General features: G+C 67.0%; 17 protein-coding genes and 1 tRNA gene. 7 read left to right on the top strand and 11 right to left on the bottom strand.

All coding sequences use genetic code 11. The features are described from left to right. Positions 1-32: 32 nt before the first annotated feature. A complete protein-coding gene (locus ABD156_RS28155) occupies positions 33-1523 on the bottom strand; it encodes a S10 family peptidase (RefSeq protein ID WP_344280144.1) in 1491 nt (496 codons plus the stop codon). A gap of 53 nt (positions 1524-1576) precedes the next feature. On the opposite strand from ABD156_RS28155, the gene ABD156_RS28150 reads away from it, so the two are divergent. The 3 genes from ABD156_RS28150 to ABD156_RS28140 all read left to right on the top strand — a co-directional run bounded on the left by ABD156_RS28150 (position 1577) and on the right by ABD156_RS28140 (position 3827). Beyond that, positions 1577-2260: a uracil-DNA glycosylase gene (locus ABD156_RS28150; protein WP_344280141.1), complete on the top strand. Its 684-nt coding sequence runs from the start codon at positions 1577-1579 to the stop codon at positions 2258-2260. 84 nt (positions 2261-2344) lie between these two features. Further along, positions 2345-3673: an NAD(P)/FAD-dependent oxidoreductase gene (locus ABD156_RS28145; RefSeq protein WP_344280138.1), complete on the top strand. Its 1329-nt coding sequence runs from the start codon at positions 2345-2347 to the stop codon at positions 3671-3673. A gap of 80 nt (positions 3674-3753) precedes the next feature. Further along, a tRNA-Leu gene (locus ABD156_RS28140) sits at positions 3754-3827 on the top strand. A 13-nt stretch (positions 3828-3840) separates the two neighbouring features. Here the strand turns inward: ABD156_RS28140 and ABD156_RS28135 are convergent. Then, positions 3841-4524, bottom strand: coding sequence for a site-specific integrase (locus tag ABD156_RS28135; protein ID WP_344280135.1), 684 nt, complete (start codon positions 4522-4524; stop codon positions 3841-3843). 432 nt (positions 4525-4956) lie between these two features. Continuing rightward, on the bottom strand, positions 4957-5919 hold the full coding sequence (locus tag ABD156_RS28130; protein WP_344280132.1) for a hypothetical protein: 963 nt from the start codon (positions 5917-5919) through the stop codon (positions 4957-4959). Between the two features lie 845 nt (positions 5920-6764). Here ABD156_RS28130 and ABD156_RS28125 point away from each other — a divergent pair. The 4 genes from ABD156_RS28125 to ABD156_RS28110 are packed head-to-tail and all read left to right on the top strand — an operon-like array spanning position 6765 to position 10313. After that, complete coding sequence (locus ABD156_RS28125) at positions 6765-7640, top strand: ABC transporter ATP-binding protein (RefSeq protein WP_344280129.1); 876 nt, start codon at positions 6765-6767, stop codon at positions 7638-7640. Then, complete coding sequence (locus ABD156_RS28120; protein ID WP_344280126.1) at positions 7637-8479, top strand: ABC transporter permease; 843 nt, start codon at positions 7637-7639, stop codon at positions 8477-8479. The genes ABD156_RS28125 and ABD156_RS28120 overlap by 4 nt, the downstream gene beginning before the upstream one ends. Then, positions 8437-9681 carry a sensor histidine kinase gene (locus ABD156_RS28115; RefSeq protein WP_344280123.1) on the top strand — a complete coding sequence of 415 codons (1245 nt, stop codon included), beginning with the start codon at positions 8437-8439 and terminating at the stop codon, positions 9679-9681. The genes ABD156_RS28120 and ABD156_RS28115 overlap by 43 nt, the downstream gene beginning before the upstream one ends. Next, the gene (locus ABD156_RS28110) at positions 9678-10313 is read left to right on the top strand and encodes a response regulator (RefSeq protein WP_344280120.1); all 636 of its coding nucleotides are present in this window, start codon (positions 9678-9680) and stop codon (positions 10311-10313) included. The genes ABD156_RS28115 and ABD156_RS28110 overlap by 4 nt, the downstream gene beginning before the upstream one ends. Positions 10314-10404: 91 nt before the next feature. Here ABD156_RS28110 and ABD156_RS28105 read toward each other — a convergent pair whose 3' ends face one another. The 8 genes from ABD156_RS28105 to ABD156_RS28070 all read right to left on the bottom strand — a co-directional run bounded on the left by ABD156_RS28105 (position 10405) and on the right by ABD156_RS28070 (position 19836). Then, positions 10405-12111: an ABC transporter ATP-binding protein gene (locus tag ABD156_RS28105; protein WP_344280117.1), complete on the bottom strand. Its 1707-nt coding sequence runs from the start codon at positions 12109-12111 to the stop codon at positions 10405-10407. Beyond that, positions 12108-12485, bottom strand: coding sequence for a lasso peptide biosynthesis B2 protein (locus tag ABD156_RS28100; RefSeq protein WP_344280114.1), 378 nt, complete (start codon positions 12483-12485; stop codon positions 12108-12110). Before ABD156_RS28100 ends, ABD156_RS28105 begins: the two co-directional genes overlap by 4 nt. A 53-nt stretch (positions 12486-12538) precedes the next feature. Continuing rightward, positions 12539-12793 (bottom strand): lasso peptide biosynthesis PqqD family chaperone, encoded by a 255-nt coding sequence (locus tag ABD156_RS28095; protein WP_344280111.1) that lies wholly within the window; start codon positions 12791-12793, stop codon positions 12539-12541. Next, the gene (locus ABD156_RS28090) at positions 12777-14615 is read right to left on the bottom strand and encodes an asparagine synthase-related protein (protein ID WP_344280107.1); all 1839 of its coding nucleotides are present in this window, start codon (positions 14613-14615) and stop codon (positions 12777-12779) included. The genes ABD156_RS28095 and ABD156_RS28090 overlap by 17 nt, the downstream gene beginning before the upstream one ends. A gap of 106 nt (positions 14616-14721) precedes the next feature. After that, positions 14722-14859, bottom strand: a complete 138-nt coding sequence (locus ABD156_RS28085) for a hypothetical protein (RefSeq protein WP_344280104.1) — start codon at positions 14857-14859, stop codon at positions 14722-14724. Between the two features lie 704 nt (positions 14860-15563). Continuing rightward, entirely contained in the window at positions 15564-17267 is a 1704-nt protein-coding gene (locus tag ABD156_RS28080; protein ID WP_344280101.1) for a GMC oxidoreductase, read from the bottom strand. A 17-nt stretch (positions 17268-17284) separates the two neighbouring features. Beyond that, complete coding sequence (locus ABD156_RS28075) at positions 17285-18442, bottom strand: NAD(P)/FAD-dependent oxidoreductase (RefSeq protein WP_344280099.1); 1158 nt, start codon at positions 18440-18442, stop codon at positions 17285-17287. 152 nt (positions 18443-18594) lie between these two features. Beyond that, on the bottom strand, positions 18595-19836 hold the full coding sequence (locus tag ABD156_RS28070) for a PucR family transcriptional regulator (RefSeq protein WP_344280097.1): 1242 nt from the start codon (positions 19834-19836) through the stop codon (positions 18595-18597). Between the last annotated feature and the right edge of the window lie 53 nt (positions 19837-19889).

Raw genomic sequence — 19889 nt, 5'->3', positions numbered from 1 at the left:
GCCGGTTAGAACCGGCATAGGCACTCACGAGGTCAGCGGTTGGACGCCTTCTTCACGAACTTGCCCAGGTCCTTCGACTGCTGCACCCGCGACGGTTCGTGCACGTACATCATGTGCCCGGCCGGGTAGTAAGCCGTGTCGATGTTCTCCCGCAGTTCCTCCGGGATCTTCAGCTGCGAGAGCACGTACTCGGACGCGTGGTACGCCGTCGCGCCGTCGTAATGCCCGAACGCGACGTGGACCTGCAGGTGCGGATTCGACCGCATCGCCGCGCTCAAGGTGTCCACAACGGACACTGAACGGCCCTCGAACTCCTTGTAGGACCAGGCCTTGAACACCTCGGTGGACAGGATCTCGTACGGCAGGTCGTTCTCGTACCCGAGTTCGGCGCGCACGTAGTGGTTGAACCCGGCCGAGTAGGCCCCGATGATCCGCGACACCGACGGGTCGTCGCTCATGTGCTCGACGCCGCCGTCCGGCTCCCACGTGGTGAACCGGCCGTCCATCCGGCCGACGGTCTTCCCCTGGTCGCGCAGCAGTTCGGTGAAGAACCGGATGTGCTCGATCCGCAGGTTGACCCGGTCCACATAGGACTCGCTGAGCCCGGTGAGGGACGCGATCGTCTGCACTGCCTCGGTCCGGTCCTGAGTGGACAGCCGCGCGCCGCGGGAAAGCGCCCACGGCAGTTCCTTCGCGGCGAAGTCCTCGGCGTCGGCGAGCACGTCGTCGAGCGGACGGTCGCCGTGGCGTCCGTGGTAGTGCGCGATCGCCGCGTACGTGGGCAGGAACAGCGAGTACGGCAGGTCGTTGCCCTCGTGGAAGCGCAGCGTGCCGAGGTCCAGAACGGACGAGATGAGCATCAAGCCGTTGAGGTACAGGCCGTAGCGCTCCTGCAGGTGCCCGGCCAGCGCGGCGGCGCGCAGCGTGCCGTACGACTCGCCGGCGAGGAACTTCGGCGACAGCCAGCGCTCGTTGCGCGAAACCCACAGCCGGATGATCTCCGCGATCGATTCGACGTCGCCCTGGAATCCGGTGTACGGCTGGGATTCGCCGCCCTCGGTCACCCGCGAGTAGCCGGTCTGGACCGGGTCGATGAACACCAGGTCGCTGTGCGCGAGCAGGCTTTCCGGGTTGTCCTCGAGCCCGTAGGGCGGCGGCACCGGGTCGTCGACGTCGCCGGAGAGCACCCGGCGCGGTCCGAGCAGGCCCATGTGGAGCCAGATGCTGGAGGAACCGGGGCCGCCGTTGAAGGCGAAGGTGACCGGCCGCGTGCCGGGGTCGGCGTCGTCCAAGGTGTAGGCGGTGAGGAAAACCTCGGCCTTGGCCTGGTGGCCCTCGGACTTGCCGTCCTTCTTGACCTCTTGGCGGAGCACGATCCGGCCGGTCTGGGCGGTGTAGGCGAGCTTGCGCCGCTTGACGGTGAGGGTGTGCTGCGTCGTGACGAGGTCGTCGACGGGCTCGGCCGCCTTGGTTTCCTCGTCCTTGGTCTTCTCGGCGGTCTCGTCCGCGGTGGTGTCGGCCATGGCCCCAACCTATCCCGCGTTACCGTGGCAGCACACCAACGCGGAGGAGATCGATGCGCACGTTCGCCGGCCTCGACGCGCAGCTGGTGCAGTGCCGCGCGTGCCCGCGGCTGGTCGAATGGCGCGAAGGCGTGGCCGGCACGAAGGCCGCGTTCGCCGGCGAGGAGTACTGGGCGCGGCCGGTTCCCGGTTTCGGCGCGGAGGATGCCGCGCTGGCGGTGGTCGGGCTCGCGCCGTCCGCGCACGGGGCCAACCGCACCGGACGGATGTTCACCGGCGATCCGTCGGGCGACTTTCTCTTTCGCGTGCTGTACGAGGTCGGTCTCGCGTCGCAGCCGGTGTCGACGGCCATCGGCGACGGGCTCACGCTGCGCGGCACCCGGCTCGTCTCGCCGGTCCGCTGCGCGCCGCCGGAGAACCGGCCGACCCCCGGTGAGCGGGACGCCTGCCGGCACTGGCTGGCCGACGAACTGGACCTGCTGCGGCCGACCCTGCGCGCGATCGTCGTGCTCGGCGCGTTCGGCTGGCAGGCATTGCTGCCCGTGCTGTCCGCCGCGGGCTGGCCGGTGCCGAAACCGCGGCCGGCCTTCGCGCACGGCGCCCGGATGCAGCTCGGCGACCTAGCGGTGTTCGGCTGCTACCACGTGTCACCGCGCAATGTCCAGACCGGTCGTGTGACACAGCCCATGGTGGTGACCGCGTTCACCGCCGCGGCCTCGGCGGCCGGGCTCATCTGAATCGTGACAACCAGCGTGGCGATGCTGGTCACAGCGGGGTGGGGTACCCGAGCGGAGCCGCTTCGGAAGTGCGACTATAGGTACATGGCTGCTGCGAAGTCGGAACCGACTCGGATCCTCGTCCTCGGTGGTGGATACGTCGGCCTGTACACCGCGTACGGGCTTCAGAAGATGCTGCGTGCCAACGAGGCCTCCGTGACCGTCGTTGACCCGCAGCCGCACATGACTTATGCCCCGTTCCTGCCCGAGGCGGCGGCCGGCGCGATCGAGCCGCGGCACGTGGTCGTGCCGCTGCGCCGAGTGCTGAAGCGCTGCCACGTGCTGACCGCGCGGGTCACGAAGATCGAGAACGAGCGCAAGGCCGTCACGGTCGAGGCGGCCGACGGCCACATCGAGACGCTGAACTACGACGTGCTCGTGGTCGCGCTCGGCGCCGTCGCGCGGATCCTGCCGATCCCCGGTCTCGCCGAGCAGGGCATCGCCTTCAAGACCATCGGCGAAGCGATCTACCTGCGCAACCACATCATGACCAAGCTGGACGAGGCCGCCAGCACGCTCGACCCCGAGCTGCGCAAGCGCCTGCTCACGTTCACCGTGGTCGGCGGCGGGTTCGCGGGCATCGAGGCGCTGGCCGAGCTCGAGGACATGACCCGCTTCGCGGTCGAGAACTACTACCCGAACATCAAGCCGGCGGACATCCGCTGGGTGATGGTCGAGGCGGCCGGGCGGATCCTGCCCGAGGTGCGCGAGACGCTGGGCGTGTACACGGTGCAGCAGTTGGAGAAGCGCGGCATCGAGGTCTACCTGTCGACCGCGGCGAAGTCGTTCGAAAACGGCCACGTCGTGCTCTCGGACGGCACCGAGTTCGACACCGACACGATCATCTGGACCGCGGGCGTGAAGGCCAACCCGGTCCTCGCCGGCTCGGACCTGCCGCTCGACAAGCGCGGCCGCGTCGAGGCCACCGCGGCGATGCAGGTGGTCGGCCACCCGGACGTCTGGACCGCGGGCGACAACGCGGCCATCCCGGACCTGTCGCGCACCGAACAGGACCCGACCGCGACCTGCCCGCCGAACGCCCAGCACGCGGTCCGCCAGGCCCGCCTGCTGGCGAAGAACATCATCAAGGTGATCCGCGGCGGACAGCCGAAGGACTACTTCCACAAGAACCTGGGCGCGGTCGCGAGCCTCGGCCTGCACAAGGGCGTGGCCGACGCGCTGAACCTGAAGATCAAGGGCTTCCCGGCGTGGCTGTTCCACCGCGCGTACCACCTCAAGGCGATGCCGACGTGGAACCGCAAGATCCGCATCCTGTTCGACTGGATGCTGGGCGGGTTGTTCCGGCGTGAGGTTATCTCGCTGGGGCAGATCAACAACCCGAAGGAAGAGTTCAACCGGGCTAGCAAGGGCTGAGTGGTTTTTTGACGGAGCCGGGTCGTCTTGGGGCGGCCCGGCTTTGTCGTGTCTTGAGGTGGGTTCGCTAGGGTGGGTGGGCCCCCGTAGCCCAATTGGCAGAGGCAGTCGACTTAAAATCGACCCAGTGCGGGTTCGAACCCCGTCGGGGGCACCGTTTCCGCTGGTCAGGACGACTCTTCCGAGGCCCGTTCAAGATCAACCCCCGGTTTATCCCCGGAATTGCCGGAGCCCGGGTCGAGCCACATGCTTTCCAACGCGACCGCGTTCTCCGGAGAGACCGTGGTGCGGTCCATGTACACGTCCTGCGTCATCGACGGCTTGCTGTGCCCGAGCTGATCCGCGATCTGCCGGGAACTGGCCTTCGCATCGTCCAGCACGGTAGCAGTGGTCTTCCGGAACGCGTGCGACTTGACCCAGGCGAACTCGTCAGTGCCACGGGCATTGCGAATGTCCCGCCGGGTGTTCGAGGGATCGCGGAGTCCGCCCAACGAGTCCGGGAACACCGCGCTGGCGCGTTCGCGCCCGTCCTCCTGCGCTATCCGCCACCGCTCCCGCAGCATCGACACTGCCCATTCGGGCAGAGGCAGCTTGCGGTCCCCGTCGTCCGTCTTGAGCTGCTGCACGCGCCGCAAGCCGGCTCCCCGAATGCGGACGACCTTCCAATCCACCAGGACGGTGCGCCGCTCCAGGTCGACGTCCTCCCAGAAGACCGCGAGAGCCTCACCGAAACAGACGACGCACCCATCGCCACGAACGCCGACGGCACTGTCGATCACGAGCACCCCTACGGTGCCGAGACCCCGACTCTGCTCATTGACTTCGGCGAAGTTACGCCAGCCCGGTTGCACGGTTGCCCCGAGTGTGGCAGCACAGAGGTCTCCTACTCCGCGTCGAAGTGCTACCGCTGCGGTTCCGAGTTCACCCCTGCGTACGAGTTGCCGCCCCGCACGGCGTGACCACTGTGTTCAGAGTTTCTTTTCCTGTTCAAGGCGGCCCCTGCGGGGCCGCGCCGCTTTCGGGCCGGGCACGCGGGGCCCGCCTCCGGCACCCACGCACCCGGCCTGGCGGCTGCACCTGGGGCCGCGGCCAAGAAGAAAAGAATGTCCTCGCCGGACGGGCAGGTCTCCGAGATGGTCGGGACCGCGCGCACGTTGCGTCCGTGAGTGACCTGCCGCCATCTCGCCGACCTCCCCGAGGGCTATCACGCCGCGTCAAGGGGGCAGTTCGGCCGGCACACTGCAGACCGCAGGAAGGTGCCCCCGGAGAGGCCACCCACTTGTTTATCCAGTAGTTTTATTGATTTCTTCGCCTGAAGTATCAGTCGCATCAGGCAAGTCGGAAATATTTGGATGCAGGTAGCGCAGCCATGGGAATTTTTTGAAAGCGCTCGGCGGAGGATAGGAAAGAAATAGGCGGACCGCGTATTGCCCCTTCCTTGTTAGGCTGTAAATCGAGACCTTAGAAGTACGGGCTACAGGTTCAATTACCTCAATTTTCAACAATTCTGCAACGGCAGGCTCCTTAGGGTCTAGCCTTAAATGAACTCTATCACCTGCATTGTTGTGCAGGTAGGCCCTTGCGAAACGGTCAAGCAGCACCGCGGAGTCCTTGCTGAGGGAGGCAAGTCCGCCCGTCCACAAGTCCTCTTCTAGCCTTCGATTTGGCCATTGCCGAGCTTCGAATAACCTGCGCCTGTAAGCTCGTTCCTCAACGGGCGCGTCGTAGACATCTTTATCGGATTGCATCCTCGCTTTCGAGGAGTTATTTACCTCCCGCTTCAGCTCGATCAACGCTGACCTCATCTCTTGAAGGTAGACCTCGAAGCCTTCACTGGGAGAGCCAGTCGCATCCTCAGACGCATTCTGCTCGGACTCCTGCGTGACAAACAACATCTTGTCAAGGAGTTTATTGAATTGCAGATTCAGTACATCGTTCGTCGCCTGCGTTCGCGTACGCAGCTCACTCAGAATTGATTTAGTTTCTGAATTGATTTCGAGAGTAGATTTGCTCTGCTCGGTCGAGGCTGCAGTCTGCGCAATGAAAATCATTATTTGTATCGCAAAAGCGAGGATCGCCAGAACGAGTGCCACGGTGGAGAGTGAATCAATATCTTTGATGCTGACCACGGTTATCAGAACTCCGAGGCAGCCGATACCGCTCAAAGCGCCGACAATCCCGACAGTTTTCCACTTTATCATCAAGCGGCCATCGACAACGCCTGATGGTTCACCCTCCGTCGGCAAGTTTCTCAACTCCTCGAAGTTCGGAAATATCGTAATATTCGATCTCGCAAAATCCGTGACCTGTTACTAGGGGTGAGAGATCGTTACCAGGTGGAGACTTGGCCGACGTCCGTCTGAAACTGAAACCGCGCGGAGCTCTCTGTGTGCCGGGGGCGCATCCTGCTCGCTTCACGCTAGCGAGCGACGACGGAGGCGCACCGTCTTGTCGGTCGAGTACGCGTGGCGGGAGTATCAATTCACGGTTTACCCCCGGATTTCGACGCCGAGCGATGACCGGTAACACCGATCAACCAGCAGTTGCGTTTGCTAATCTCGCAGGTGGTAGACAAGGACGGCGGTGGACGATCAACGTCGCCCACCGCCGTCCGAAAATCGACCCAGTGCGGGTTCGAACCCCGTCGGGGGCACTGGTTTGGCTGGTCAGCACCTTGACCGGGTCGGCTGGCACGAGCATCCTGCCCCGTTTACGCCCCACTTTGAGGTTTGACGGTCACCTTGGACGTCAATCGAGCAGGGGTCTCGAGTGCGGCGGTTGCTTGGCGTTCGTCACAAGCTGACCGGCAACCGGGAACGCGGCCTCATGCTCCTAGGGTTCGGAGGTCCAGGCTCCGCTGCCGCCGGTTGCCACGCGTCTCGTCGAAAGTGCGGTCGACTGTTCTCGACGAAGGCCGGACCAACGTCGTTCGATTAATTCGAATTGAGCATCTGCCCGCGGTGTCGACCGCTGAAAGCGAAGCTTCGGCAGCATTTGTTGGTTCGAAAATCGCGCTGTCCGTCGATCGGTCGACAAAAGATCCGTCCACCGATCGCTACTCGTCCACCGGTGACGAGGACACGATTTCCTCATGACCGAAACAGCAGTCCGCGTGAGAGACCTGGTCAAGCGTTACGGCGGCAACACGGTAGTGGACGGGCTCGCTCTCGAGATCTCTGCAGGTGAAGTCTTCGCGCTGCTCGGCCCGAACGGTGCGGGCAAGACGACCACGGTCGAGATCATGGAAGGCTTCCGCAAACGAGACAGCGGGACCGTCTCGGTACTGGGCGAGGATCCGGAGAAAGCAGGACGTGCTTGGCGCAGCCGGATCGGCATCGTCACCCAGACGGCGACCGACGCTTCCGAGTTGACCGTTCGCGAGGTCGTCCGGCACTTCGCGGGCACCTATCCGCGTTTTCGGGACCCGGAGGCGGTCATCGAGCAGGTCGGGCTCGCCGAGTGTGCCCGCAAGCGGGTCGGCAGGTTGTCAGGCGGGCAGCGTCGCCGGGTGGATGTCGCGCTGGGCGTCATCGGCGACCCGGACGTGCTCTTCCTCGACGAGCCGACCACCGGGTTCGATCCCGAAGCCAGGGTGCGGTTCTGGCAGTTGATCCGCCAGTTGGCCGGCGAGGGCATCACCATCCTGCTTACTACGCACTACCTCGACGAAGTCGAGGCACTGGCGAACCGGGTCGCGATCCTCGCGGACGGCAGGATCAAGATCACCGGCGAACCGGCCACGCTCGGCGGGCGCGCCAGCGCCAAGGCGGTGGTGAGCTGGCGCGAGAACGGCTCGCTCAAGGTCGAGGAGACCGCGACTCCCGATCGGCTGGTCGCGGACCTCGTCGAGCGCCACGACGGCAACGTGCCGGGCCTGTCCGTGCAGCGGCCCAGTCTCGAAGACATCTATCTCCAGTTGATCGACGGCTCCGCGTCGGAGGCCAAGATTCGGAAGGAATCGGTATGACCGTGCAAGAGGCAGGCAAGCGCCCCGGCAGGCCCGCGCCGCCCCGCGCTGTCAAGGTCGGATTTGCCCGCGGGGCGATCGAGTTGAAGCAGTTCTTCCGCGAACGTGACGCGGTCGTGTTCACCTTCTCCCTGCCGGCGGTGATGCTGGTGCTGCTGGGGAGCATCTTCAAGGACAAGGTGCCGGGTTCGGACGTCGACGCGAGCCAGATCTTCGCCGCGAGCATGATCGCCGCGGGCATCATGTCGACCACGTTCGTCAACCTCGGCACCGGGATCGCGCAGGACCGGGACGACGGGACCCTCAAACGGCTGCACGGCAGCCCCACTCCGGTCGTGTCGTACTTCATCGGGAAGATCTTGCTGGTCCTGGTGGTCAGCGTGGCAGAGGTCCTGGTGCTGCTGGGGATCGGCAAGGCGCTGTTCGCCCTGAAGCTGCCGGTCACGATGGACAAGTGGCTGGTGTTCGGCTGGGTGTTCCTGCTCGGCGTGGTGGCCTCCGCCCTGCTGGGGATCGCGATCAGCAGCCTGCCCAGGACGGCGAAGAGCGCTTCGGCGGTCATCCTGTTGCCGTTCATCGCGCTACAGTTCATTTCCGGCGTGTTGTTCAACCCGATTCGCAATCTGGGCTCGCCGCTGGTCGAAATCGGGTCGTTCTTCCCGATGAAATGGATGGCGCAGGGATTCCGCTCGGTTTTCCTGCCGGACCTGATGACCTTCCAGGAGGTGGCGGGATCATGGGAGCTGGGGAGAACGGCGGCGATGCTGGGAGCCTGGTGCGTGGGCGGCCTGCTGCTGTGCCTGTTGACCTTCCGGTGGAAAAACAGCAGGCAGGGTTGATCCGCGTACCGCATGAATGGCTGCGCGGCTACCTGATCTGGGACTGCTACTACCTGGTGGCGTTCGCCGCCACGATCGTCTTCGTCCTGTCCCTCGACGATGCCTCGGCCAAGAGCAAGCCACTGGCAGCGGTGCTGCTCCTGTGTTGCGGCGTCTGGTACGCGGTCTACGGCCGCTCGTTGATGAAAGCGGACGACGAAAGCTGGCGCGGTGTGCTCTATCTGGGCGTCGTACTGGCATTCTTCATTGGAGCGGAGACCTTCTCCTCGGCCAGTTCCATCGCGCTGGTGGCGATCATCCCTCAGGCGTACTGGACCATGCGGCCGCTGTACGCCACCGGCGTGATAGTGGTGTTCAGCCTGGTCCCGATCGGGGTCGGTACTTTCCAGTCGGGCGCGGTGGTCCAGACCGTTATCGCGCAGGGGCCGCTGGCGCTGGCCATCATCAGCTTTTCGGCGATCGTCGGAACCTGGACTACCCGCATCATCGGGCAGAGCAGGGAACGCGCGGACCTGATCACCGAGCTCGAATCCACCCGGAGCGAGCTGGCCGCGGTATCCAAGCAGGCAGGCGCGGTAGCTGAACGGGAACGCCTCGCCGGCGAGATTCACGATGCCATCGCGCAGAGCCTGAGCAGCATCGTGATGTTGGTGCAGGCAAGCAAAGCCGCCCTTGGTCAGCTCAACGGCCTTTCCGGCGGTCAGGTTGAGGCGGTGACCCGGGCGGGCGGTCAACTCGACCTCGTCGCTGATACCGCTCGGGAGGCGCTCGCCGAGGCCCGCGGCCTGATCGAGGCTCTGCGCCCAAGCGCGCTGGACTCCTCTTCGCTGCCGGAGGCGTTGCAGCGGCTTGCCGCCAAGGAAGACCGGGACACTGGCGTTCCGGTCCGCTTCGAATTGCTGGGCGAGCCCGCGCCGTTGCCGGTGGCCACGGAAGTCGCGCTCTTGCGTGTCACTCAGGAAGCACTCGCCAACGTCCGAAAGCACGCGAAGGCCGCCGAGGTCGAAGTGAGACTGAGCTATGCGGGCGGACAGGTCGGGGTGGAAGTCCATGACGACGGGGTCGGCTTCGACCCGGATGCCGATTCGCCCGGCTACGGACTGGTCGGGATGCGGAATCGGATAGAACAGGTGGCGGGGCGCTGCGAGTTGCGCAGTGTGCCCGAACACGGGACCACGTTGATGGTGGAGGTGCCGGTGTGACGGGGACGATCCGCGTCTTGATTGTGGACGACCATCCGGTGGTCCGTGCGGGGCTGCGCGGCATGCTCGCCGACGAACCTGACATCGAGGTGGTGGGAGAGGGCGGCAGCTCGGACGAAGCGGTGGCGATGACGCACGCACTCGACCCGACAGTGGTGCTCATGGATCTGAAAATGCCCGGTGGCGGAGCCGCGGCCACCGCGCGGATCGCGCAGGAGAAGCCGCTGAGCCGGGTGCTCATCCTGACCACCTACGGCTCCGACGACGAGATACTGCGCGCCGTGGAAGCCGGTGCGACTGGGTACCTGCTCAAGCACGCCGAACGGTCTGACCTGCTTGCCGCGATCCGCGGCGCGGGCCGAGGCGAGACGATGCTGGCACCGTCCGTAGCGGAGACGCTGACCAGGCGAGTGCGCAACTCCAAGACCGAGAACCTTTCGGCGCGGGAGATCGAGGTGCTCAGGCTGGTCGCGCAAGGCCTGACCAACGCAGCGGTCGGGGCTCGGCTGTTCATCAGCGAGGCGACTGTGAAGACGTACATGCTGCGCATCTTCGGCAAGCTCAAGGTGAACGATCGGACTGCGGCCGTGATGGCGGCGGTCAACCGCGGGCTGATCACCGTGGAAGAGTGACCGGGTGTGGGACGACTGTTTTCCTTGCCTGCCAACAGGACCTGGGCTAATGGCGACATTGGTCGGTCTGTCGTCGGTATAGCTGCAGGGCTTAAGGAACAAGGCCCACGTCCGTGCTGATCCGCCCCTGTTCCAACGCGATCACCGTCCGCGCCCGCCGCACCGTCGCGGGGCGGTGGGCGATCACCAGCAGTGCGCATTCCCCGGCAATCTGATCCAGCGTCCGCGCGAAAGCGGCTTCGTTTGCTGCGTCCAGTTGGGACGTTGGTTCGTCCAGGAGCAGCAATTCGGGCCGGGCCAGCAGGGCTCGGGCGATCGCCAGGCGTTGGCGTTGGCCGCCGGACAGCATGCCGCCGTGTTCGCCTGCTGGGGTTTCCAGGCCGGCGGGGAGGCGGTCTACGAACTCGGTCAGGTTGGTTTTCTCCAGCACGTCGCGGATTTGCTCGTCGGTCGCGTCGGGGGCGGCGTAGGTGACGTTGTCGCGCAGAGTGCCGTGCAGGATCGGGGTCGTTTGTTCTACCAGGCCGATTCTCTGGCGGCATTCAGCGATGGACGGCTGGTGTCCGTTGAACAGAATGGTTCCGCGATCCGGTTCGTAGAAGCGCTCGATCAGCGCGAGGATGGTGGATTTTCCGGCTCCGGAAGGGCCGACCAAGGCGACGTGGCCTCGGTGCGGCACGGTGAAAGAGACGCCGCGCAGTACTGGGCTGTCGGGGTGGTAGCTGAACCAGACGTCGCGCAATTCCAGTACTGGGGCGGAAGCCACGGAGGTGCGGGAGAGGGGCGTGTGGTCGGTTTCGGTGGGGAGCTGGGTCATGTCGTGGACTCGCTGGAACGCGGCCAGTCCTTTTTGGACGGTGGCGGCCAGCTCGAACAAGCCTGCGCTGGGGACGGCGATGTAGCTGACGTAGAGCAGAAAAGCGACCAGTTCGGACAGGGTGAGAGCGCCGTTGGCGACCTGGATTCCGCCTGCGACCAAGACCGCGATGAGGGCGCCGTGTGCGGAGAGGGTTACCGCGGGGGCCGCGATGGAATTCAACCGCGCGGCTCGGACGTTGTCTTGATACGTGGTGCGGGCATAGTGGCCGATGCGGTCGGTTTCCCGGTCTTCCGCGCGGGTGGCGCGGATGGTGCGGATGGCGCTGAGGGCTCGTTCCAATTCGGCAGCCATCAGGCCTAGGTTGTCTTGCGCGTTTTCGGTGGCGTTTCGGATGCGTGCCAGCACAAACAGCGTGACGCCGCCGACGCCGCCGACGATGACGGCGACGATGCCGAACAGCAAGGGGCTCAGCCAGAGCATGGCTACGGTGCCGCCGATGACTACGAAGCTGCCGGTGAGCATTTCGACCAGGTCGTAGGCGAGGGTGTCGCGCAGCAGGGTCGTGTCGGCGGTGGTCCGGGAGAGCAGGTCGCCGATCCGGTGTTTGTCGTACAGCCGCATGGGCAGCCGCAGCAAATGGCTGACCAGGCGGACTCGCAGGCCTAGCACGACGCCTTCGCCCGAGCGTTCCAGCCAGTAGCGGCCGATGGTGTCCGTGACGGCTTCGGCGACGAACACGGCGATCAGCGTGACCAGCAGCCAGCCGACCGCACGGCCCGCTCCGACCGCGTCGATGGTGTCCATGGCCAGTACTGGTTGCAGCAGCCCCAATCCGGCGCCGACGAGGGTGAACAGGAGCGCGACGGCGATGTTCTTGCGGTGCCCGCGGGTCGTCGCGAACAGATGGCGCAGGCCGACCCGGGTCCGGACGGGTTCCTCGGCGGCGGGCGTACTGGTCTCGGGGGCGGTGACGGTCATTCGGCCCGGTCCTCGGCAGTCAATGGGGCGACGGTCAGCAGCGGAGCGAAATAGCCCGCCGGATGGATTTCGTCGACGACCTGGCCGTCGGCTTCGATCCACGCGTGGGCGCTGAACGGTTGCGTGCGCACGCCGGTGCGCCAGGTCGGCCAGGTGCCGTGCACCCGGCACAGCAGTGCGGTGGCGACGGAGCGGAGCAGGCAGCCGTCTCCCGCGCAGCGCAGGCTGATCGCGACTACTGATCGGCGCGCGTCGCGGGCTTGGTCGAAGGTGGCGGGCCGGGCGCCTCGGCGGGCGAATTCGAGGATCGCGCAGAGATGCTTGGGAGACAGCCAGATCAGCACGGTGGCGACGCTGACAGTGAGCAGCGGCACCAGCTTCCGGTGCAGGGGAAGGCGAATTCGGTGGGGTACCACGGAAGGCTGGCTCACGACGGTTCGACCAATCCGGCGGCGACCAGGTTGTCGGTCATCTTCGCGATGTCGGCGCGGACCCGGGCGGCGTCGATGTCGTACCGCGCGGCGAGGTCGGCGGCGATCCGGTCGGCGGATTCGCCCGCCAGCAGGCGGTCGAGGGTGTGCGTGCCGGTCCGGTTGACCTGCCAATAGCGTCCGGTGCGCCGGTTGAGCAGGACCGAGCCGTCGGGAGTGTCGGTGAGCGCGGTGTCAGGGTGCAGGTGCATGGGTCCTCCGTTCGGTCGTTGGCCGAGCCTCGGCGATCGCGCGCAGCCACATCTCGCAGCCGAGCGCGGTTTCCAGATGCGCTTCCATCTCGTCGTCCAGTCGCGGCTCGAGCAGGGCGGCCCGGAAGGCGTCGAGATCGAGCAGACCGCGCGCGGCCAGTGTCGAATCGGCGAAGTAGTCGAGCAGGTCGGGCACGTGGCGGTGGGCCTCGGCATCGTCGTCGTCCTGGTAGTCGCCCTTGGTGGTGCGGTCGAGGATGAAGTCCGGGACGAGTCCCCGCATCGCGTCGGCGAGCAGCGGTTTGTACCGCCACGGCGTGAAACGGTCGGCCGTCCGGACCGCGAGCGCGGCCTCGACGACCCGGTCGTCCAGGTACGGGAGTTCGAGCGGCACGCCTTCGGCGGCGTACTCGCGCTGAACCTGCTGGGACAGCGGTCCCGCGGCGCGCAGGCTGGTCAGCGCCTCGTGCTGGCCGCGATCGGCCGCGAGCGGCGTGACCTCGCCTGCGATTTCGTACAGCACCCGGCGGGTCGTCGCGAGCGCGTCGCCGGTGGCCCACGGCGAGGCCCGGACCACGTCGGCCCAGCCCAGTTCCGGCGTTCCGCGCCGCGGCAGCGGATCGGTCAGGTGGTCCGCGGACTCCCGCCACCAGTCGCCCCAGCTTTGACTGCTGGCGAGGCCGGCCAGGGTGCGCCGCCACGACCAGCGGCCGAGTGCGCGGTAGACCCGGAGATGCCGCAATCCGGTGAGCGGGCGACGACGGATCAGAGTGTGCAGATAGCCGGGCGAGGCACTGAAGACCTCGTCCCCGCCGTACCCGGCCAGATGCAGGCCCGTGCCGCGTTCGGCGAGCAGGCGGATGCCGTGCGCGGAACTGTTCACGCCCCTGGTCGTCGCCCACGGCGCTTCCAGATCGGCTGTCGAGTAGGGCGGTGCGAACAACGCGGGCGAATCGGCTTCGAGCAGGTTGAGGTGTTCGGCGTGGGGGAGCAGCCGGGCCGCCTCGGCCGCGAAGTACGGATCGTCGTTGACGACGCTTCCTTCGGTACATCGGAAAGTGAGCAGGGCGGGGGTGTTTTCGGCGGCGAGGAAGCACAGCGTGGTGGAATCCATCCCGCCGGACAGATCGGCCGACAGCCTGCCCTTGGCCGGCCGCCGGTCCGCGACCGCCTCGCGCAGCGCGGCGCGCACGGCCGGAGCGCCTTTGCGGATCGGCAGGACCGGTTCCGGCGGGCGCCACCAGCGGATCGTGCGCGCGGTTCCGTCCTCGGCGAGCGCGACGTAGGAATCCGGTGGCACGGAATGCACTGCGCGCCACCAGCTTTGCTCGATCAGCGGCGGCAGCAGCTGCATCTGGGTCAGGTGCGCGGCGAGGAGATCCTCGTCAACGCCCGCGCCGGTCATCTCGGCCAGCAGGTCGGCGCGGGTGCCCGCGATCGCGGTGGGGCCGACCCGGGTGTGGAAGGCCCGGCGCAGGTTCGTCAGGGTGCCCTGCAGCCGGACTTGCCCGTTCACCGAGGCGATGAGGTGCGCGCTGCCGGGCAACACCCGGGCGAGCGCGTCCGCGTCGGCCGCGGTGCGCAGCCGTGCGGTGAAAGCGGTCAGCCGTTCGACCGGCATCGGGCAGGACCCGAACACGGCGACGCGGGCCCGGCCCGCGATCGCCACCCGGAGGTCGCCGGGCTCCCAGCGGCCGGCCAGCCATGGCCGCCCGGAGGAATGGAAGAGGACGCTCGGTCGCTGGTAAGGGACTCTCGGCAGCAGCGCGGCTCCGCCCGGCGAATCCGGGAGCACGACAAGACTGCTCGACACTGCGTTCATCGGACCACCGGTCTGGATCGAGTGAACGACGGGAAGACGAAGGTGGCTGAAAGCCGGTTGACTCGGCCTTCAGCCACGTCTGGCTGTCACCGCGGGGATTGCTTGGTCAGCGACGGCGACGACGGTAGCGGCGGCGGCTGTCGCGCGGGCCGCCGACAAGGATGCGGCGGGTGTCGGTCGCGAAGCAGCCGGCGGAGGCCGAATCGGGGGTTTGGTAGCGTTCGGGAAGCGTCACAGTCTGCACGGAAACCAGTCCTCTGCCTTTCCGGTGAACGTGTCTTTCCGGTGAACGACGGGGCGACGAACGTGGCTGAAGACCGGTTGAGCAGGCCTCCAGCCACGTCAGCTCAGCTCAGCGGGCACCAGTGCCGCCCGCGGGGATCGCTTGCTCAGCGACGACGACGCGAGCGACGGCGGCCGTCACGCGGGCCGCGGCGGTGCCGGCGGGTGTCGGTCGCGAAGCAGCCGACAGACGAGGCATCAGGTGCCTGATAGCGCTCGGGAAGAGTCTTCACAAAAACCAGTCCTCCTCAACTCGCTCTTTCGAAAAGCATTTCTTATGGGTTGAATAGCGATCGCTAATGAACTTTCGTTCTGCGCGGAGTACCCCGCGCAGAAGACGCTAGCAGGACCGCCTTGCTCCGGCACTCGTGCGTTCAGTCGAATCAGTTGGGCCGACGGCGTTGCCGCGCTGGAACTGCGGCGAGATCTGCTGTCGGTGACCGGTGGCCGCTTTTGTTTTTCATCAAATACATGAGCAGCCGTGCACTTCGCCCGCTGGAGGTCGGTCGTCCGGTTCGACCTGCAGCGGGCGGACAGTTCGGTGGAAGAATTAGTGCGAGCGACCGGGGCGTGATGAACGCTTGCCGAATTGTTTTCAGAAGGTCTGGCCTGAACGGCGTCGAAATCGCCTTCGACGGCCCCGCCGGCTTTGGCGGCCGGTCGAACTCATGCGGGGAGCTCGAGTGCGCCGAGAGCGCCGGCCGGGACCGCGGGATGGCGCGGGGCTACCGGGTCGATGCGTTGGTACGGCGCGCCGAGCGGAGGACGGCGGTCTTGCTCGCCGTGGTTGGGCCAGAAGGACATCGCGCGTTCGGCTTGGGCGGTGATCGTCAGGGAAGGGTTGACACCCAGGTTCGCCGAGATCGCCGAGCCGTCGACGACGTGCAGGCCGGGGTGGCCGTGGACGCGCTGGTACGGGTCGAGGACGCCGCCCGCCGGATCGTCGGAAATCGCGCAGCCGCCGATGAAATGGGCGGTCATCGGGATGTTCAGGATCTCGCCGGTGGTGCCGCCCGCGATGCCGTCGATTTTGTCCGCGACGCGGCGGGCAGCGTCGTTTCCGGCCGGGATCCACGTGGGATTCGGCTCGCCGTGGCCGGGCGCGGACGTCAGTTTGTGCCGTCCGGTGCGGGTGCGTTTGCCGGAGACGGTGATGGAATTGTCGAGCGTTTGCATCACCAGCAGGATGATGGTGCGTTCGGACCATCGGCGCGGCGAGAACCAGGTGAAGTTGCGAGGATTCCGGGCGAACGCGCCGAGCCAGGTCAGCCAGCGCGGGACGGACTTGCCGCCGTCGGTGAGCGCGGTTTGCAGCAGCGACATGGCATTGCTGCCTTTGCCGTAGCGGCACGGTTCGATGTGCGTGTGCGCGTCGGGGTGGATCGACGAGGTGATCGCGACGCCGTGGGTGAAGTCGACGTCCTTGCGTTTCGATTTCGCGCCCAGAATGGATTCCGAGTTCGTTCGGGTCAGCCGCCCGAGGCTGGCGGAAATTCGGGGCAGTGAGCCGGTTTCGCGGGCCCGGTGGAGCAGCTTTTGCGTGTTGTAGGTGCCGGCGCTGAAGATGACGTCACGCGCGAAGAAGGTACGCAGGTTTTTGCGGCGGCGGGGCGACTTTCCGGTGCGGACCGCGGTGACGATGTAGCCGCCGTCCGCGGGGCGCACGTCGAGCACTGTGGTCATCGGGAGGACGTTCGCGCCGCGTTGTTCGGCCAGGTAGAGGTAGTTGCGGTCCAACGTGTTCTTCGCTCCGACGCGGCAGCCGGTCATGCAGGACCCGCATTCGGTGCAGGTTCGGCGGGCTGGTCCGGCACCGCCGAAGAACGGGTCTGGCACGACGGTCCCGGCGGGAGTGTCCTTGTCTCCAAAGAAAACGCCGACTGGGGTGAGTTGGAAGGACGAGCCGACGCCCAGGTCGTCGGCGACGTCGCGGAGCACCTCGTCGGCAGTGGTGACGGTGGGGTTCTGCGTGACGCCGAGCATCCGGCGGGCCTGGTCGTAGTGCGGTTTCAGTTCGTTTTGCCAGTCGGTGACGTGCGCCCACTGCGGATCGGCGAAAAACGGCGCGGGCGGTTCGTAGAGGGTGTTGGCGTAGTTGAGGGAACCGCCGCCGACGCCCGCGCCGCCGAGGATGACGACGTCGCGGAGCAGGTGGATGCGCTGGATTCCGTAGCAGCCGAGACGTGGTGCCCAGAGGAAATTCCGGATGTCCCAGGAGGTTTTGGGCAGGGTTTCTTCGGTACGGCGCGGGCCGGCTTCCAGCACGGTGACGCGGTAGCCCTTTTCGGACAGTCGCAGTGCGCTCACGGAACCGCCGAAACCGGAGCCGATCACAAGGACGTCGGTCTCTTCGCGGGTGGTGTCATGCATTGTTGTCCTCGCAGGCGTCAGCGCGCGGTGGCGAATTCGAGGGCGTCCTGCCAGGCGGCACGACGCGTGATTCGATTGCGGTACTTCATGATTCGTCCGGGCTGATTCAGCGCCAGCGCGCCGGCCAGCCGGTCGCCCGCGCGGTAGAGGGCGAGCCAGGAGTCGTCGGCAGGCGAACCGAGCAGGGTGACGTCGTCGGTCACGACGCCGACCATTTGGATGCGGTCGCCGTACCAGTCGGACCAGAAGTACGGCACTGTCGAGAATGGACTCGCGACTGGACCGACGGCGTTGCGGGCGGCGGCTTCGGCTTGCGCGGCGGCGGAGGTCCAGTTCTCCAGCCGCATCGTCGTCGAGAACAGCGGGTTGTGCCAGCGGGCCGCGTCTCCGGCGGCGTAGATTCCGGGGGCGGCGCGGAGAGTTTCGTCGCAGAGCACGCCGTCATCGAGCGGAAGGCCGCTGTCGGCGAGCCAGCCGACGGCCGGGCGGGCGCCGATGCCGACGATCACCAGGTCGGCGTCGAGGACACTGCCGTCGGACAACGTGACCTTATTCGAATCGATGGCCTGAACCGTTGTGCCGCACCGCAGATCGACCCCGTTGCGGCGGTGCCGGTCGGCGAGCACCGAAGCCATTTCCGAGCCGACGGCGCGGACGAGCGGCACGTCAGCGGCTTCGACGATGGTGACCGCGGCGCCGCGTTCGCGCAGGGCGGAAGCGATTTCCGCGCCGATGAAACCGCCGCCGACGAGGACGGCCCGTTCGGTGGCCGGGATGCGGGCGCGGATCGCGCGGGCGTCGTCCAGCGTGCGGAGAGTGTGTCCGCCGAATGGCGAAGCGACGGGAGCGCAGCCGGTGGCGATGATCAGCGAATCGAAGGGCACTGTGGACTGTCCGATAAGGACTTCACGGTGCGAAACCGACAACCCGGTCGCGGGTTCGCCGAGTCGGAGATCAATTCCCAGCGACGAAAGAGCATCAGCGTCGGCGAGGGTGGGCGGCGCGCAGTCCGGGTCGGCCAGGAACGCCTTCGACAGCGGCGGCCGGTCATACGGCAGATGCGGTTCGGCTCCGACGAGCGTGACCGGGCCGTCGTACCCGGTCCGGCGGGCGGCGGTGGCGGCACGCAGTCCGGCCAGCGCCGCCCCGACGACTACCAGTCCTGCCTCGCGCATGGCTCCGTCCTCGCCCTCGGGATCTGGGACGCCGCCGGACGGCGATTGGGCACCGTCCGGCGACGCTGGCCCGAAGTCTTCCCGCGAGGCTGGGCGCGAGCATCGGTCCGCGGACCGGGACAGCGGGACCCGACTGGTCCCGGAGCACAAAATCAGTCGACCGGCCGGAGCACGGCGGGACCCAGCAGGCGGCACGCCAGCAACGCCACCTCGACGTCGATCCGCCCCTCGGACAGCGGACGGCCGCGTTCCTGCTCGGCCTTGCGGAGCCGGTACTGGATGGTGTTCTTGTGCAGGTGCAGCTCCTGCGCGGCGACCATCAGGCTGCTCCCGCTCGACAGGTACGCCCACACCGTCTCGCGCATCCGGTGGTGCCCCTCGTCGTCGTCGGCCAGCGCGCCGAGCACCGACTGGACCCAGCCCGCGACCGCCGACGGATCGGCCGCGACCAGCGCCAAGGGCCCGAGCTGCGCAGCCGCGGTGACCGGCCGCGGCTGGGTCCGCTCGGTCATCTGCGCCACGGCCTCGGCCTGCCGGGCCTGCTGGTGGGTGGTGCGGAACCCGGCCAATCCGCTCGCCGGGTCGCCCAGCGCGACGCGGACCGGATCGGGTGAGCCGTCGAGCGCGGCGGACACCGCGTCGAGGTCGAGGCTCGCCGTCGGGAACCAGGCCCAGACGGTCGAGGCGTCCGGGGCCACGACCAGCGACGTGGTGCCGAGGGCGTTCGCGAGCAGGGCCGCGTGGCGTTCGAGGGTGGTCAGCCGAGCGCTTTCGTCCAGCTCAGGGCCGCACCACAGCACCGCGCCGACGTGCCGGTCCGACAGCGCGTAGCCGAGGGTCTTCTCGACGTCGGCGGTGTCGACAGGCTTGCCGGACAGTGCGGCCTGCACCTTCGCGAGCCGCGCCGCGTTGCGGTGACGCAGCCAAGTGTCGCGCTCCAGCTGGTAGGCCTCGACGACCTCTTCGGAGATCTTGTCGATATAGGTGAAGGCGACGTGGGACAGGTCGGTGGCGGCGGCCGAGATCTCCGCGGTCTGCACCGGTTCGACGGCGATCCGGGCGATCATCACCTGCTGGAAGGCGGCCTGGCCGAGCCGGTACGCGCGCAGCATCGCGGTGATCGGCACCCGGCGCTGCGCCAGCCGCCGCGCGAACTCCAGCGCGGCCGGCGGCGCACCGACTTCGTCGGGATTCGTCGCGCCGCTCAGCACGCCCAGCGCGGCGACGAGATTTTCCCGGACCGAGCTTTCCAGCAGCTCCCAGGCCTGCGCGTCCGGCGCGAGCACCGGAACCGCCTCGGCGATCTCCTCCACGATCCGCGCGCAGAGCACCGCGAGCTCGGCCAGGACCGAGTCCGCGACCTTGGCCAGCGTGGCGGCAGCCGTCGACGTCACAGGCAGCACCGTACGCCCGGTTCGTGCCCGGGACCCAACGCAGCCGGGCGTTT

The organism is Amycolatopsis albidoflavus, from assembly GCF_039525725.1.
GTDB classification, from domain to species: domain Bacteria; phylum Actinomycetota; class Actinomycetes; order Mycobacteriales; family Pseudonocardiaceae; genus Amycolatopsis; species Amycolatopsis albidoflava.
Note: the sequence above shows the minus strand (reverse complement) of the source record. Positions and strands in the feature narration are given on the sequence as shown.

Excerpts from the sequence above, each read along its gene's own strand:
- ABD156_RS28155 (WP_344280144.1), bottom strand. The coding sequence starts at position 1,523 with ATGGCCGACACCACCGCGGACGAGACCGCCGAGAAGACCAAGGACGAG.
- ABD156_RS28150 (WP_344280141.1), top strand. The coding sequence starts at position 1,577 with ATGCGCACGTTCGCCGGCCTCGACGCGCAGCTGGTGCAGTGCCGCGCG.
- ABD156_RS28145 (WP_344280138.1), top strand. The coding sequence starts at position 2,345 with ATGGCTGCTGCGAAGTCGGAACCGACTCGGATCCTCGTCCTCGGTGGT.
- ABD156_RS28125 (WP_344280129.1), top strand. The coding sequence starts at position 6,765 with ATGACCGAAACAGCAGTCCGCGTGAGAGACCTGGTCAAGCGTTACGGC.
- ABD156_RS28120 (WP_344280126.1), top strand. The coding sequence starts at position 7,637 with ATGACCGTGCAAGAGGCAGGCAAGCGCCCCGGCAGGCCCGCGCCGCCC.
- ABD156_RS28105 (WP_344280117.1), bottom strand. The coding sequence starts at position 12,111 with ATGACCGTCACCGCCCCCGAGACCAGTACGCCCGCCGCCGAGGAACCC.
- ABD156_RS28095 (WP_344280111.1), bottom strand. The coding sequence starts at position 12,793 with ATGCACCTGCACCCTGACACCGCGCTCACCGACACTCCCGACGGCTCG.
- ABD156_RS28090 (WP_344280107.1), bottom strand. The coding sequence starts at position 14,615 with ATGAACGCAGTGTCGAGCAGTCTTGTCGTGCTCCCGGATTCGCCGGGC.
- ABD156_RS28080 (WP_344280101.1), bottom strand. The coding sequence starts at position 17,267 with ATGCATGACACCACCCGCGAAGAGACCGACGTCCTTGTGATCGGCTCC.
- ABD156_RS28075 (WP_344280099.1), bottom strand. The coding sequence starts at position 18,442 with ATGCGCGAGGCAGGACTGGTAGTCGTCGGGGCGGCGCTGGCCGGACTG.